The following is a 14,361-nucleotide window of genomic DNA, read 5'->3' on the forward strand; positions in this document are numbered from 1 at the left end:
GCGTCCCGGACCTGGGCCGGACGGTGAAACTTCCACTCACAGGCGGGTGCGCAGCCACCTGAACGCGCCCCGGCCGAGGCGGAGCTTCTCCGCCGTGATCCGTTCGAGGCCGGGCAGCGGCTCCGCCAGGCCCCCGGCCAGCAGGAATCCGGTGTGTGCGGCAAGGATCGCCGTGGTGGCGGTTTCCGGCGTACCGACGGGCAGGAACGGCTCGGGGTCGATGCCGTCGGCGGCCACGCTCGACAGGAACGTCACCAGGTCGATGACGGGCGAGCCCCGGCGGGCGTGCGGCCAGTCGACGAACACCACCCGGTCACCGGTCAGCAGGATGTTGTGCGGGTACAGGTCGCCGTGCACGAGCGACTCGCCGCGCGCCGCTTCGAGGCCACTGCGCTCCAGCCCGGCGAGGCGCTGGACGTTGGCGGCGGCCCATTCGTCGTACCAGCGCAATCCGGACAATCGTGAGGAGTCGGCCGCGAGGTCGGACCACCCGCCGAGCCGCGGATGGCTGGTGGGGAGCGGGACCGGCGACGGGGTGGCGGCCCGGGCCAGGTCACCGATCGCGCCGACGACCCGGCGGATGTCCTGCGGCGTCCACGGGCGGCCCGGCGACCGGCCGTCGACGTCGTCGAAGGCGAGCACGCACCAGTGGCCGTCGTCGTGCACGCCACGCAGCCGTGGCGCGGGCACCGCCGGCGGCAGGGCTTCGCCGATCCTCGCCTCGGTCCGGTACGCGTCGACCTCGTGCGGCCAGGCGTCGGCGTCGATCCCCTTGACGAACCGGCGCTGCCCGTCCGCGCGCGTCAACCGCACCGCGAACCCGGGCGAGAACCCGTCCGGGCACGCGTCGACCCGGCCGGCACCTCCCACCAGCGCTTCGACCGTCTTCCGCACGGCCTCCGGCAGATCTGTCCACTGTGGACGCATTTCGGTCCTCCCTTGCGACTGCGTGCGGATCGCACGTAATATCTGTGCGATGCGCACAGAAATTGATTCGGGTGGCGGGCCGGCGCTGTTCCGGCTGGTCCGGTTCTGGTCGCGGCGGTGGGCGGCCGGCATCACCCACGACGAGGGCGGCGACGTCACGCACATCCTGGTGCTGGAGGCGATCTCCGCCGCGGGCCGGCCCGCACAGATCGGTGCGGTGGCGGTCGAGCTCGGCCTGGACCGCTCCAACGCGAGCCGGATGCTGGCCGCGACCGTCGCCGCCGGCCTGGTCACGAGGACCGTGTCGCCCCAGGACGCCCGGCGGACGTGGCTCGACCTGACCCCCGCCGGCGAGGACCTTCTCGCGGGGGCTCGGGCGTGGCAGGAGCAGACGTTCGCGCGGCTGGTCGCCGACTGGCCCGCGGCGGACGCCCGCCGGTTCGCAGCCTATCTGGTCCGCCTGGCTTCGTCGTCTTCTCCGTCTTCTCCGTCCGCGTCTTCCTCGGACCGTCCTTCAGGAGCGTCATGACCATCGTGCTGAACCACACCATCGTCCCGGTCGCCGACCGCCACCGCGCCGCGCAGCTGCTCGCCGGCCTCCTCGGCGTCGAGGCGGCCCCTCCTGCCGGCCCTTTCGCTCCGGTACGCGTGAACGCCGACCTCACCCTCGACTTCGACGACCGGTCCGGCGCCCGCCCGGGCCACTACGCGTTCCTCGTCGACGACGCCGTCTTCGACGCCGCGCTCGCGTACGCCGAACGAACCGGCCTCCAGTGGAGCTCCGCCCCACACGTCATCGACCACCAGATCAACCACCTGTCCGGCGGCCGCGGCGTCTACGTCCTCGACCCCGACGGCATCGCCTACGAACTCTTCACCGCCGTGCCCTGACCCCCTTGCGGCGGCCGCACCCCGTGCACCGGCGGGACGGCCTGCCCGAGGACGCGACAGTTGCGACCACGACTGGAGCCTGCGGCTACCCGACGCCTGGCGGCTACCCGGCGGCTGCGCCCTTTGCCCCCGCACCGGCCGCTACCCGACGACCCGGCAGTTGCGACCACCCCACGACCGGCGCCTGCGGCTACCCGACGCCTGGCGGCTACCCGGCGGCTGCGCCCTTTGCCCCCGCACCGGCCGCTACCCGACGACCCGGCAGTTGCGACCACCCCACGACCGGCGCCTGCGGCTACCCGACTACCGGCGCCGACGGCCTGCGGAAGTACGCGTTCGACGCCGGCAACGCCAGCAACACCCCCGCAGCGACCATCCCGGCCACCGAGGCACCCGCGAGGACGACTGTCAGCGGCCCGTACCAGCCAGGCATCGCCACCTCCATCGCCGCCGCGATCTCATCCGACCCCGCCCCATTGCCAACGATCCGCGCCGACGCCACCACCCCTCCCCCGAGCAGCCCAGGACTCAGGCAGCAAACCCCGATCGCGCAGACCACCCACGCGCCGACCCGCACCCAGTTCCGCGGCCGCCCGAGCAACAACGCCGGCACCGCACACACACCCGCGACACCACCGCACCGATCACCCCCGCGATCGCCGCCCCGGTCGCCTCGTCCCCACCACGCATCCCGCCGTACGCCGAGATGTACGCCCGCCGCAAGTCCTCCAGCAACACCACTCCCAGCAACGCACCAACTACCGTCAGCACCGCAACCCCGAGCAGCAACCACCGCGCCGCGTCCACCGTCCCAGGCCTGCGCACCGCAACTCCCACCGTCATACAACCTCTCCGCTCAACGCCCCAGAGCATCCCCCGCCCCGAACTCCCCCCACCCCACCAGGTCGCAATACCGACATCCCAACGCACACCCAGCGTCGTGCACGCACCCAACACCGGCGGCTGCGACGGCAACGGGGCGCATCCACCGGCCGGCGGCGGTCATTGCGCGACGGTGACGAGACCCGTTTCGTACGCGACGATGACCAGCTGTGCCCGGTCCCGCACCTCAAGCTTGGCCAGTAACCGGCTCACGTGCGTCTTGACGGTGGCGAGGCTCAGGTTGAGCTGCCCGGCAATCTCCACATTGGACGAACCGCGCGCGATCAGCGTCAGCACCTCCCGCTCCCGACCGGTGATCCCGTCCAGCCGCCGGTGCACCGCCGGCACGGCGACCGGCCGCTGCGCGAACTCCCCGATCAGCCGTCGCGTCACCGACGGCGCGAGCAGCCCGTCCCCCGCCGCCACGACCCTGATCGCGTTCAGCAGCTCGCCCGGCGGTGTGTCCTTGAGCAGGAACCCACTCGCCCCCGCCCGCAGCGCCCCGTACACGTACTCGTCGAGGTCGAACGTCGTGAGGATCAACACCCGCGTCGCAGCGGTCACCGGGTCGGCACAGATCCGCCGGGTCGCCTCGATCCCGTCCATCAACGGCATCCGCACATCCATCAACACCACATCCGGCCGATGCTGCCCGGCCAGCGCCACCGCCTCCACCCCGTTGCCCGCCTCGCCGACCGTCGTGCAGTCCTCGCTCAGGTCGACCAGGACCCGGAAGCTCCCCCGCAGCAACGCCTGGTCATCCGCGATCAACACCCTGATCACGCCACCACCTCCACCGACAATCCCATGCACCTGACCGTTCCCCACGCTCTCATGGACGCCCATACCCACGCCGAACACGCCACCGCTCCAGCCCACCCAAGCCCCACCGCCGGAAACCCCGGCCGCGCCTTCACCTCAACCCACCCAGGCCCCACCGCCGACGAACCCATCCGCGCCACCCAGCCCCTCCACCCAGGCCCCACCACCGACAACCCCGGCCGCGCCTTCACCTCAACCCACCCAGGCCCCACCGCCGACAACTCCAACCGTGCCACCCCAACGTCCCAAACCCAGCCGTCAACGAACCCATCCGCGCCACCCAAGCCCTCCACCCAAGCCCCACCGGCGGCAACCCCACCCGCGCCATCCGAACCCGCCCAAGCTCCACCCCCGACAGCACCTCCGCCGACGGCCTTACCGCCACCAGCCCCAGCCGCGCCTTCACCCCAACCCGAGCAGGACCCGCCGCCGGCAACCCCGGCCGCGACAACCTCGACGCAGCCAAGCTCCACCGCCGTCAGGACACGACGGAGGCGCGCCGTCTCGTTGGGCCGAGCGGGTTCCGTCGCCGGGGGTGCGGGTCGCGCCGGCGCGGCAGCCCATGCGGGGCGTCGCGTCGTGGTCATGTCGGCACCTCGACCGGCGTGTACGGCAACCTCGCCGTGACGACGAAGCCGCCGCTCTCCCTCGGTGCGGCGGTGAAGTCGCCGCCGTGGGCGGCGACCCGCTCGCGCATACCGATCAGTCCATGGCCGGTGCTGTGCGTGCGGATCGGGCGGCGGCCGTCGTCCGCGACCTCGACGCGGACATCCGCGGGGGCGATCGTGACCGTCACCCGGCAGCGGGCCGGCGCCGCGTGCTTCACCGTGTTCGTCAGGGATTCCTGGACAATCCGGTACACCGCGAGACCCACCGACTCGGGCACTGCCTCCTGCGGCACCGTCCCGGTGACCTCCAGGCACGCCTCCACGTCGCCGAACGAGGCCTGCCCGGCCAGCGCCGGCAGCTCTGCCAGCCCGGGCGCCGGCGCATACGGCGCGTCGTCGCGCAGCATGCCCAGGGCCCGGCGCATCTCCAGCAGCGCGCCCCGACCGGTCGCCTCGATGACCCTCAGCGCGTCGCGGGCCTCCTGCGGGCTCGCCTCGGCGACGTGGTTGCCGACGGCGGCCTTGACCACGATCAGGCTCATCGTGTGGGCGACGATGTCGTGCAGCTCGCGGGCGATCCGCAGCCGCTCCTCCGCGACCGCCTGCCGGGTCACCTGCTCGCTCTGCCGTGCCGCGTGCGCCCGCCGCTCCCGCAACGTCCAGCCGATGAGCCAGCCGGGCATGGTCATCACCGCCCCGTACACGACGGCGAAGCTGCTCGACCAGAGGGTGCCGCCGGTCGTGGCGAGCGCCGCGACGACCGCCGCGAGGCAGCCTGCCGCGACCGGCAGCGACCATCGTGGCGGGGTCGCGACGGCGAGGGTATAGAAGGCCAGCGCGAGCGAGAGAGACGGCGCGGCGGCCGCGAAGTTGGGGATGACGCCGGTCGCGAGCGCGACGGTGGTGGCGAGGCTGACCATGACGGCGACCGCGACCGGGAAGCGGCGGCGCACGGCGAGCGGCAGGCCGATGACGAGGCCGGTCAGCACCGACACCCATACCGGCTCGACCACGCCTGTGCCCTCGGGCGACTCGAGCGCCGCATAGGCACACAGCGAAGCACCCAGCACCACGGCGAGGACCGCGTCGACCACGTAGAGGTCGACGGGCCGCAGGCGGCGGGTCAGCAGGAGTTCGCGCACGAGGTCGACGGTAGCCGCAGGTGAGGCGGGGACGCGTCATTCTCAGGTCTGCCTCGCGAGGTCATACTTAAGAACTACGCATCGGGCTCAGGCCCCGGTGCCTCCGACTCAAGTACGACGCAATCGAACGACCTGAGTCGGACGCGGCGACACCCCGCCCGCGGGCAGGCTCGTGGGCATGACACCGACGGTGCTTCTCGACGACGTGCGGGCCGTGTACGGCTCCGGCACACGGCAGGTGACGGCCCTCGCGGGCGTGACGGTGGGGTTCGACCGGGGGACGTTCACGGCCGTGATGGGGCCGTCCGGGTCGGGCAAGTCGACGCTGCTGCACTGCGCCGCGGGCCTGGACCGTCCTGCGTCAGGCTCGGTCACCGTCGACGGCACCCGCCTCGACGACCTGGACGAGGACGCGCTGACGCGCCTGCGCCGCGATCGGATCGGGTTCGTGTTCCAGGCGTTCAACCTGGTGTCGACGCTGACCGCCGCGCAGAATGTGGCGCTGCCGCAGCGTCTCGCGGGCCGCCGGCCGGCAGGGGATGACGTCGCGGCGGCGCTCACCGCCGTCGGGCTGGCCGACCGCGCCGGGCACCGGCCGAGCGAGCTGTCCGGCGGTGAGCAGCAGCGGGTCGCGCTCGCCCGGGCGCTGATCAGCCGGCCCGCGGTCGTGTTCGCCGACGAGCCGACCGGCGCCCTCGACAGCGCCACGTCCCGGCAGGTCCTCGCACTGCTGCGGGCCCTCGTCGACGAGCACGGGCAGACGGTCGTGATGGTGACGCACGACCCGGTCGCCGCGGCGTGGGCGGACCGGGTGGTCATCCTCGCCGACGGGCGGATCGTGGACGAGCTGGTCGGCAGCGGCGGGCGGGGCGGGATCACGGCCGAGACGGTCGCCGCACGGACCGCCGCCGTCGAAGCGGGTGCCGTGGGGCCGGCATGCTGACCCGGCGGCGAGCATCGCATTCAGTCGGCGGTGACGGGTGGCGTACGGCGGTGCCGCGGACCGTCCGGCGGTTCGCGGGCGCGTTCGTCGCCGTCGCCGTGGGCATCGCGCTGGTCACGGCGGCGACGTTGCTGTTCGCGTCGGGACGGCCGCAGGTCCCCGACCGTCTCGCGGCCGCCGGCGTGGTCGTCCGCAGCGTGGACGCCGTCGCGCCCGCCGACTCGTTCCCGCCGCCTGTGCCGTTGTCCTCGGACGCTGCCACGGCGCTCGCCGGGCGCCTCGCCGCTGTCCCTGGTGTCGCGGCCGCCATCCCCGACCGCACGTTCTACGTGCAGGCGATCGTCGACGGCCGGCCGTTTGCGGCCGACGGGCGGAGGCAGGACGCCCGCGAAGGACACGGTTGGGCGAGCGCCCAGCTCGGCGGGCTGCGTCTGACGGCGGGCACCGCCCCGCGCGGTCCCGGCGAGGTGGTCGTCGACCGGGCGCTGGGGCTGTCGCCCGGCGACCGGGTCACGTTGCTGACCGCTGCCGGGCCCACGTCGTACACGGTGAGCGGCACCGTCGACTCGCCCGGCTTCCACGTCACCGACGAGGTCGCCGCGGCCCTCGCGCCGGGCGTCGACACGATCGGCCTGATGCTGCGCCCCGGCGCCGACCCCACGGCCGTCGCCGCAGCGGCCCGCGAGGTCACCGGCACCGGCGCCCGGGTCCTGACCGGCGACGACCGGGGCGTGCTGGAGCCGCGCGACGACGCGCGCATGCGGTGGATCGGGATGCAGGTGCTGACCGCGGTGGCGGCGTTGTCCGGGTTCGTGACGGTGTTCGTGGTCGCGTCGACGTTCGCGTTCGCGGTGGCGCAGCGGCGGCGGGAGTTCGGGCTGCTGCGCGCCGTCGGCGCCACGCCACGCCAGATCCGGCGGACGGTGCAGGGCGAAGCGCTCGCCGTCGGCGCCGCCGGCTCTGTCGTCGGCATGCTCGTCGGTACCGCCGCCGCAACCCCACTGGGATGGGCGCTCGTCGACGCGGGGTTCGAGCCGGCGACGTTCCGGGTGCGGTTGGTGGCGTGGCCGTTCGTCGTGGCGCTCACGGCCGGGCCGGTCGTCGCGCTGGCCGGGGCGTGGTCGGCGGCGCGGCGGGCGGCCCGGGTGCGTCCGCTCGAGGCGTTGCGGGAGGCGGTGGTCGAGCAGCGGCCGATGGGGTGGGCGCGCTGGGTCACCGGCCTGCTGCTGGTCGCCGCCGGTGCCGCGCTCGGTGTGGGGACGGCGACGTCGGGCAGCGCGCAGCATTCGGCGACGTTCGCGCTGTACAGCATGATGGCCCTGGTCAGCGGTGTCACCGTCCTGGCGCCTGCGGTCGTCGGTCCTGTGGTGCGGCTGCTGCGTTCGCCGCTGCCGTCGCGGGGCGGTGCGATCGGCATGCTGGTCCGTGGCAGTGCGCTGACCGCGGCCCGGCGCACGGCGTCGACGGCGGCGCCGGTGCTGCTGACGGTTTCGTTCGCGGTGCTGGTGTCGGGCATGGTCCGCACGTCGACCGGGGCGTACGCGGCGGGGCGGTCCGCGCGGGTCGACGCCGGCTGGGTTGTCGCGCCGGACCGGGCGCCTGGTCTGTCCGACGCGGCCGTCGCGGCGGTGCCTGGTGCGGCGATCCTGCCGACGACGGTGTTCGTCCCGCCTGCCGAGGGCGGTGCTGGGCGGGCGCCGCGGACCGCGTTCGGGGTGGAGCCTGCGGCGTTCGCCACGGTAAACCGGCGTCTCGAGGTGGTGAGCGGCTCGCTCGCGGATCTGCGCGGGGACGACACGGTGGTCTTGACGGCATCTGTTGCCGCGGCGGCCTCGGCGACCGGATCCGGCACCACCGTTGGAACGGGCATGGCCGGTGCATCCGACGCTCCGGTGCCGTCCGGCGCCACGGTGCCGTCCGGTAGCGCGGTGCCGTCCGGTAGCGCGGTGCCGTCCGGTAGCGCGGTGCCGTCCGGTAGCGCGGTGCCGTCCGGTAGCGCGGTGCCGTCCGGTAGCGCGGTGCCGTCCGGTAGCGCGGTGCCGTCCGGTGGCGCGGTGCCGTCCGGTGGCGCGAAACCGTCTGATGGCGCGGGGGCGGCGGGTGGCGGGGCTGGGCGGGGTGGGGTTCCGGGGGAGTATCCGGTGATGTTCGCCGACGGGACGGTGGTGGCGTTGCGGGTGGTCGCGGTGATCTCCGATGCGTCCATCCCGGGAGACATGGTCCTGCCGCGGGCGGTGGCGCGGGCGCATGACCCGTCGGCGTTGACATCGGCGGTGTTTGTTCGGGACCGGGTCGAGGTGCCGGCGGGGTCTGGTGCGCGGGTCGTCGACGTGGGCACGTGGGCGGCGGAGCAGGACGGCGCCGAGGACCGGCTCGTTTGGATGTTCACGGTGTTGCTGATCGCGGTGTCTGCTGGGTATGGGGCCATCGCCGTTGCCAACACGCTGCTCATGGCGGCGGCTGGGCGGGCGGCGGACCTGCGGGCGGTGCGGTTGGCGGGGGCGACGCGTCGGCAGGTGCTGCGGCTGGTGACGGCGGAGTCGGCGCTCGTGGTGTTGATCGGGGCGGTGCTCGGGGGCGTGGTCGCGTTCGGTGCGTTGCTGAGCATCAGGGCGGGGTTGGCCGAGCAGGTGGGGGCGCCGGTGGAGCTGGTCGTGCCGTGGACGGTGGTGGGCGGGGTTGTCGGGCTGTGCCTGCTGCTGGCGGTCGCGGCGAGCGCTGTGCCGACGTTACGCACGCTGCGGAGTGGGCCGGTGCAGGAGCCGCTGTAGGGCCTGCGGAACGGTCACGCCAGCGGCGTCGCAGAGACGTCCGCCAGCGGCGTCGCAGAGACGTCCACGGATGGTGTCGCAGAGGTCCGTGGGTGGCGTCGCAGTAAGGTCCGCGTCCGGCAGCGAAGGAGGGGTGTCCGGCTGTGGCAGCGATTGCGGGCGTGACGAGCGCCGTGGCGGCCTTACGCGCGCTGCGGAGCGGCTCGGTGCAGGAGGCGATGCAGGGCCGGCAGGACGGGGGCGGCTGGCTCGCGGTGCGGGTCTGCGGCGTGCGCCGGCATCCGAGGTGATGTGTCATGCAGGCCTCTGGAGTGGCAGTGGCCGACGTCCGGCGGGGCGTGGTGACCAGCGAGGTGAAGGGAGGGCGTCGAGGTGGGACCGTTGCGAGGAGTTGGTGGGCAGCCTGGTCAGGCGACGTCCATGACCCTGGTGGTGGCGGTGGCGAGGCCTTCCGGGCTGAGGACCTCGACCTGGTCGGCGAGGAACACCTCGACCTGGCCGAGCCGGTCGCGGACCTCGACGAGGGGGACGCCTCGGTCGATGCCCAGCTTGAAGCGTTCGGTGGTGGTGGGCATGCGGCAGGTGAGCCGGCTGCCGCGGCCCATCACCACGATGCGGCGGGCGGGGCGTTCGCGGACGATCGAGGCGGCGCCGCGGCGGGAGGTGACAAGGCCCTCCTCGCGCAGGATGGCGAGGGCGCGGCGGACGGTGGTGAGACTGACCGCGTACCGGTCGCAGAGCTCGCGTTCAGTGGGCAACGGCTGCCCGGAGGGATGGATGCCGCGGGTGATGTCGTCGCGGAGGAGGTCGGCGATCTGGTGGTACATGGCCGGGACGTGTCGCTGCACATTCACGGTGTTCACCCTATCACGATGTAGCCATAAGGCTATGTCTCGGGAACGGATAGACTTCCGCGCCGTGAACGTATCCGCCGCACCGATCGACGTGGCCGTCTCGCTCATGCATGAAGGGCGGTTCGTCGAGGCCGAGGAAGTGATGGTGCGCGAGCTGCGGGCGGTCACCGTCCGGCACGGGCACGGCAGTGCCGCGTGGGCGTCGGCGCAGTGCGACCTGGGCAACATCCTGCTCAACTGCGACCAGCCCGACCGGGCCATCGCCTGCTACCGGGCGGCGATCGCGGTGCCTGCCGTGGACCGCAAGGAGCATCTCACGTACCGGCTGAACCTCGGCCTCGCGCTGCGCATGACCGGCAGGCTCGAGGACGCCGAGGCCGAGCTGCGCCGTGGGGCTGAGGGGCGGCAGGCGTTCTACGGCCGGGACCACGCCGGGTACGCGTTCGGCCTCGAACCCCTGGCGGACGTGCTGCTGCAGCGCGGCAACGTCGGGCAGGCGCGGGACGTGATCGAGGAGGCGGTGCGCAACCTGTGGAGCAACGGGCACGACCAGGTCGCGTCGGCGCTCGCGCTGCGCGCGGAGGTCGTGCACGCCGGCGGGACCGGCGAGCCGCTGTTCGCGGGGCTGGACCAGCTGCCCGACGGGGTCGTCGAGGCCATGGCGTCGGCGGTACTGCTGCGGCAGGGGCTCGCCGAGCCGGCCGCGCACCGGGCCGTCATCGCCGTGCTCGCCACCGCGGTGGAGGCCAGGCTCGGCCCGGACCATCCCGTGACGCTCAACGTCCTCACCGCGCTCGCGAACACCGGCCGCGACCTGGGCGATCCGGCCGGGCGGGTGGACGCGATCCGCAGGGTCCTCGCCTCCCACGACCGGCAGGGGCGCGCCGAGGACGCTCTCACGGCGGAGCTCGGCCTCGCCCTCGCGTACGGCGACGCCGGCGACCGGGACGGTGCGCTGCGCACGTACGAGGCGGCGCACCGGCGGGCGCTGCGGATCGACCGGCCGGAGCTGACCAGTCTGGTGCTGCGCAACTGGGGGCTGGCGCTGCGCGACGCGGGCCGGACGGCGGAGGCGGAGCGGTGCCTCACCGACGCGGTGACCCATGCGCAGCGCGGCGCGGACTTCGAGATCCTCGGCCGGGCCGGGGTCGCCCTCGGGATCTTCCTGCAGCACCAGGAGCGGCTGGCGCAGGCACGGACCGCGTTGGAGCAGGGGCTCGCCGCGCTGCCGGACGCGCATCCGGACGCGATCGCCGGGCGGAGTCACCTCGGCGCGGTCCTGCAGGGCCGGACCTGCGGGTGCGGGGATGTGGCGGGCGCGGTCGAGGAGGCGTTCCGCGAGTTCGTGGTGCGCCGGTTGCCGCAGGATCTGCTGGAGCGGTTCGAGGCGAGGATCGTCGACGGGGACTTCAAGATCGAGGTGCACCTGCGCCGGGAGCCGACCGAGGAGGAGTTGCAGCGGCTCAACGGCGTGGTGCAGTCGGCGCTCGCGGAGTTCCGGCACCGGGTCCAGGATCAGGGGTAGTGATCGACGTCGTTTCCTTGCCAGCGTGTGTACCGGATGACCGCGTCGATGCCAGCGCCGTCGAGCAAGGGTGGCGCCGGCGGCGCGGTCGGCAGGGCGGCGCGGTCGGATCGCTGACGGGCAGGGACGGCGGGGTGCAGGATGCGGACGGCACCGGCGGGATCCTTCGGTTCCTGGACCGGCGCGGCTCGACGCCCTCGGCTCGGGCGCGGGCGGGGGCGGGGGGCATGCCAACCGGAACCGGCGGTCGGGCGGCGCGTCCAACCGGAGCGAGCGGCCGGGCGGCCGGGCGGGCGGGCCACCAGAGCGGGCGGCGGGACGGGGCATGCAACCGAAACGAGGGGTGGGGCGCACCTAGGGGCTAGGGAGGTGCGATGCCGAGCGGAGAGAGCGAAGAGCAGCGCCAGTTCCGGGAGTACTTCACGGCCCGGCGGGATGTGGTGCGCAGGACGGCGTACCTGTTGTGTGGGGACTGGCACTGGGCTGATGACCTGACGCAGACGGCGTTCATGCGGCTGGCGGTGGGCTGGCGGAAGGTGCGCGACCGGGAGGCGCTCGACGGGTTCGTGCGGACGTGTCTGGTGCGCGCGTACCTGGCGGACGTGCGGCGGGTCTGGCGGCGGCGGGAGCGCAGTGTCGCGGAGCCGCCGGACGTGGCGGGGGCGGCCGGCGCGGCGGAGGGCAGCCCGGGCCGGATCGCGTTCGCGGCCGCGCTGCGGCAGCTGCCGCCGCGGCAGCGGGCGGTGCTGGTGTGCCGGTACTACCAGGACCTCGACGTCGCCGCGACCGCGGCGGTGCTCGGGTGCGCACAGGGGACGGTGAAGAGCCAGGCCGCGCGCGGGCTGGCGAAGCTGCGGGAGCTGCTCGAGGCCGACGGTGAGCTCGCGTTGACGGAGGGGCTGCGATGAACCAGATCCGGGAACGGTTCGACGAGGCCGCCGGTGAGGCGCCGCCGAGCAGGTTGTCCGCCGACGCGGTGTACGAGCGGGCGTTCCAGCGCAGGCGCCGGCGGGCCGCGGGGTGGACGGCGGTCGCGGCGGCGGTGGCCACCACCGCGGTCGTCGCCGCGGCGACGCTCACGCCGTCAGGGGGGCAGCCCGCGGACCCGCCGACGCAGACCGCCGACGGGTGGCCGACGGGCACCCGCGACGGGTCCATCGTGTCGATCGCCGCCGCCGACGCCGAGCACCTGTACGCGAAGGTGAACGCGTGCGGTGAAGGGGCGCGGTGCACGGTGAACCTGGTGGGATCCGACGACGGCGGCAAGACGTGGACGGTGCGGTCGGAGGACGTCGCCGGTGACGTGTCCGCGCCGTCGCCGGGGGTGCTGGCGCAGACCGTCGAGCAGCAGAACACCGACCCGGCGGGCCCGCAGCTGCTGCACATCCCGATGGTGAGCCGGGACGGCGGCCGGAGCTGGCGGGTCGTGGAGACGGTCGCCGGGAAGGTGCCGAAGGTGCCGGCGGGTGGCTGGATCATCTGCGCGCCGCCGACGAGGCCCGCCGACCTGTGCACGATGCTCGCCGTCGACCCCGTCACCGCCCGCGCGACGCTGCTGGCGAACCCGCCGGACATCGACGTCCACGACACCGTCGCGGTGCCGGCGGCGGGCGGGTTGTGGGTCAGCGGGTGGGAGCGCGGCGGCGAGCACCGGCCCGCGGTGTCCGTCAGCCACGACGGCGGCGTCACGTGGGCGACGTCCGTGTTCGGCCGAGGCGACGCCGATTTCCCGGCGCCGGAGATGTACGTGTACCCGGCCGTGGACAGCGTCGACGGCGTCACCGGGTACACGGTCATCACCCAGCCGGACCCGGCGGACACGACCGGCGTGGGCCCGACGTCGGCGGCGACCGCGGGGGTCAGGACGCTGGTCTACCGGACCGGCGACGGGGGCCGCACCTGGCAGCGCGTGCACCCCGGACAGACGTTGCCGCGGGCGGCGTACCAGGAGGGCGACGCCTATGTCGCGGCCGGCGGCACCCACGTGGTGCTGACCCGGATGGACCCGCCGCAGGAGTGGTACGCCAGCACCGACGGCGGGCAGACGTACCGCCCGGCGAAGCAGCCGGGTCTCGGCACCGCGCTGCTGCACACCGCCGGTGAGCGGGTCCTCGCCGCCGGCCCCGGCGCCTACTACGCGTTCGACGCCGACGCGCTGTACCGCTCCAGCAACGGCCTGCAGTGGACGAGGACGGTGGTGAAGGTGACGGGGTGATGCCGGAGAATGAGGGCCGTGCGGATCGAGGACGTGACCCCGGAGACGCTGCGGCCGGTGCGCCGCTCGATGCTGGTGCAGCGCTGGCACGACCTCGCGTTCCTGCACTGGGCGGTGCCGCCGGAGACCGTCGCGCCGTTCCTGCCCGCGGGCACGGTCCCTGACACGCTCGACGGGGTGTCGTTCGTGGGGCTGATCGGCTTCCGGATGGTGCGGCTCGGCCTGTTCAGCGGGCCGGGCCTGCCCTATCTCGGCACGTTCTGCGAGACGAACGTGCGGCTGTACAGCGTCGACGGCGCCGGCCGGCGCGCCGTGGTGTTCCTGTCGCTGGACGCGGCGCGCCTGCTGCCGGTGCTGACCGCTCAGGTGTCGCTGCGGCTGCCGTACAAGTGGGCGAGGATGCGGCTGGTGAAGGACGGCGACGTCGTGCGGTACACCAGCCGCCGCCGCTGGCCGGGTCCCCGCCCCGCGGTGAACGGTATGGCGGTGCGGGTCGGCGCGCCGGTCGCCGAGCCGTCGCCCCTGGAGCACTTCGTCACGGCCCGCTGGGGGCTGCACACCCGCGCGTTCGGCCGCACGCTGCACCTGCCGAACGAGCATCCGCGGTGGCCGCTGCACCGCGCGGACCTGCTCGACCTCGACGACACCCTGGTGACCGCGGCGGGCCTGCCGGCGCCGGCCGGGCCGCCGGTGAGCGTGCTCTACTCCCCCGGCGTCCCGGTCCGCTTCGGCACCCCGAACGTCGCCGCCCGCTGAACAACGCGGCCCGCCACGGGGGCGG

At 74.1% G+C, this 14,361-nt stretch carries 14 protein-coding genes; 9 read left to right on the forward strand and 5 right to left on the reverse strand.

Annotated elements, in window-relative coordinates:
• Positions 1-36 precede the first annotated feature (36 nt).
• Positions 37-927, reverse strand: a complete 891-nt coding sequence (locus ACQEVZ_RS50575) for a phosphotransferase (RefSeq protein WP_433382395.1) — start codon at positions 925-927, stop codon at positions 37-39.
• A gap of 49 nt (positions 928-976) precedes the next feature.
• Here ACQEVZ_RS50575 and ACQEVZ_RS50580 point away from each other — a divergent pair, with 49 nt between their 5' ends.
• Together ACQEVZ_RS50580 and ACQEVZ_RS50585 are read left to right on the forward strand one after the other, a co-directional pair.
• Positions 977-1,456, forward strand: coding sequence for a MarR family winged helix-turn-helix transcriptional regulator (locus ACQEVZ_RS50580; protein ID WP_433382398.1), 480 nt, complete (start codon positions 977-979; stop codon positions 1,454-1,456).
• On the forward strand, positions 1,453-1,818 hold the full coding sequence (locus tag ACQEVZ_RS50585; protein WP_360561161.1) for a VOC family protein: 366 nt from the start codon (positions 1,453-1,455) through the stop codon (positions 1,816-1,818). Before ACQEVZ_RS50580 ends, ACQEVZ_RS50585 begins: the two co-directional genes overlap by 4 nt.
• Before the next feature lie 295 nt (positions 1,819-2,113).
• Here ACQEVZ_RS50585 and ACQEVZ_RS50590 read toward each other — a convergent pair whose 3' ends face one another.
• From ACQEVZ_RS50590 to ACQEVZ_RS50600, 3 genes are all read right to left on the reverse strand, one after another.
• Positions 2,114-2,251, reverse strand: coding sequence for a hypothetical protein (locus ACQEVZ_RS50590; RefSeq protein WP_433382401.1), 138 nt, complete (start codon positions 2,249-2,251; stop codon positions 2,114-2,116).
• 569 nt (positions 2,252-2,820) lie between these two features.
• The gene (locus tag ACQEVZ_RS50595; RefSeq protein WP_433382404.1) at positions 2,821-3,483 is read right to left on the reverse strand and encodes a response regulator; all 663 of its coding nucleotides are present in this window, start codon (positions 3,481-3,483) and stop codon (positions 2,821-2,823) included.
• Positions 3,484-4,105: 622 nt separating this feature from the next.
• On the reverse strand, positions 4,106-5,272 hold the full coding sequence (locus ACQEVZ_RS50600; RefSeq protein WP_433382407.1) for a sensor histidine kinase: 1,167 nt from the start codon (positions 5,270-5,272) through the stop codon (positions 4,106-4,108).
• A 178-nt stretch (positions 5,273-5,450) separates the two neighbouring features.
• On the opposite strand from ACQEVZ_RS50600, the gene ACQEVZ_RS50605 reads away from it, so the two are divergent.
• The 3 genes from ACQEVZ_RS50605 (at position 5,451) to ACQEVZ_RS50615 (ending at position 9,276) form a co-directional block, all read left to right on the forward strand.
• Positions 5,451-6,215 (forward strand): ABC transporter ATP-binding protein, encoded by a 765-nt coding sequence (locus ACQEVZ_RS50605; RefSeq protein ID WP_433382410.1) that lies wholly within the window; start codon positions 5,451-5,453, stop codon positions 6,213-6,215.
• 50 nt (positions 6,216-6,265) lie between these two features.
• Entirely contained in the window at positions 6,266-8,986 is a 2,721-nt protein-coding gene (locus ACQEVZ_RS50610) for an ABC transporter permease (RefSeq protein WP_433382413.1), read from the forward strand.
• 143 nt (positions 8,987-9,129) lie between these two features.
• Complete coding sequence (locus tag ACQEVZ_RS50615; protein WP_344499256.1) at positions 9,130-9,276, forward strand: hypothetical protein; 147 nt, start codon at positions 9,130-9,132, stop codon at positions 9,274-9,276.
• A gap of 117 nt (positions 9,277-9,393) precedes the next feature.
• Here the strand turns inward: ACQEVZ_RS50615 and ACQEVZ_RS50620 are convergent, their stop codons facing one another.
• Positions 9,394-9,840, reverse strand: coding sequence for a GntR family transcriptional regulator (locus ACQEVZ_RS50620; protein ID WP_344499254.1), 447 nt, complete (start codon positions 9,838-9,840; stop codon positions 9,394-9,396).
• Between the two features lie 64 nt (positions 9,841-9,904).
• Here ACQEVZ_RS50620 and ACQEVZ_RS50625 point away from each other — a divergent pair, with 64 nt between their 5' ends.
• The 4 genes from ACQEVZ_RS50625 (at position 9,905) to ACQEVZ_RS50640 (ending at position 14,336) form a co-directional block, all read left to right on the forward strand.
• On the forward strand, positions 9,905-11,365 hold the full coding sequence (locus ACQEVZ_RS50625; RefSeq protein WP_433382417.1) for a tetratricopeptide repeat protein: 1,461 nt from the start codon (positions 9,905-9,907) through the stop codon (positions 11,363-11,365).
• Positions 11,366-11,739: 374 nt separating this feature from the next.
• Complete coding sequence (locus ACQEVZ_RS50630) at positions 11,740-12,273, forward strand: SigE family RNA polymerase sigma factor (protein WP_433382420.1); 534 nt, start codon at positions 11,740-11,742, stop codon at positions 12,271-12,273.
• Positions 12,270-13,580: a hypothetical protein gene (locus tag ACQEVZ_RS50635; RefSeq protein ID WP_433382423.1), complete on the forward strand. Its 1,311-nt coding sequence runs from the start codon at positions 12,270-12,272 to the stop codon at positions 13,578-13,580. Before ACQEVZ_RS50630 ends, ACQEVZ_RS50635 begins: the two co-directional genes overlap by 4 nt.
• Before the next feature lie 9 nt (positions 13,581-13,589).
• On the forward strand, positions 13,590-14,336 hold the full coding sequence (locus ACQEVZ_RS50640) for a YqjF family protein (RefSeq protein ID WP_433382425.1): 747 nt from the start codon (positions 13,590-13,592) through the stop codon (positions 14,334-14,336).
• Positions 14,337-14,361 lie beyond the last annotated feature (25 nt).

The organism is Dactylosporangium sp. CA-152071 (assembly GCF_050936335.1).
In the GTDB taxonomy this organism is placed as follows: Bacteria; Actinomycetota; Actinomycetes; order Mycobacteriales; family Micromonosporaceae; genus Dactylosporangium; species Dactylosporangium maewongense.

Coding starts and splice junctions, on each gene's coding strand:
- ACQEVZ_RS50575 (WP_433382395.1), bottom strand. CDS start 927: ATGCGTCCACAGTGGACAGATCTGCCGGAGGCCGTGCGGAAGACGGTC.
- ACQEVZ_RS50635 (WP_433382423.1), top strand. CDS start 12,270: ATGAACCAGATCCGGGAACGGTTCGACGAGGCCGCCGGTGAGGCGCCG.
- ACQEVZ_RS50630 (WP_433382420.1), top strand. CDS start 11,740: ATGCCGAGCGGAGAGAGCGAAGAGCAGCGCCAGTTCCGGGAGTACTTC.
- ACQEVZ_RS50640 (WP_433382425.1), top strand. CDS start 13,590: ATGAGGGCCGTGCGGATCGAGGACGTGACCCCGGAGACGCTGCGGCCG.
- ACQEVZ_RS50585 (WP_360561161.1), top strand. CDS start 1,453: ATGACCATCGTGCTGAACCACACCATCGTCCCGGTCGCCGACCGCCAC.
- ACQEVZ_RS50580 (WP_433382398.1), top strand. CDS start 977: ATGCGCACAGAAATTGATTCGGGTGGCGGGCCGGCGCTGTTCCGGCTG.
- ACQEVZ_RS50590 (WP_433382401.1), bottom strand. CDS start 2,251: ATGCCTGGCTGGTACGGGCCGCTGACAGTCGTCCTCGCGGGTGCCTCG.
- ACQEVZ_RS50605 (WP_433382410.1), top strand. CDS start 5,451: ATGACACCGACGGTGCTTCTCGACGACGTGCGGGCCGTGTACGGCTCC.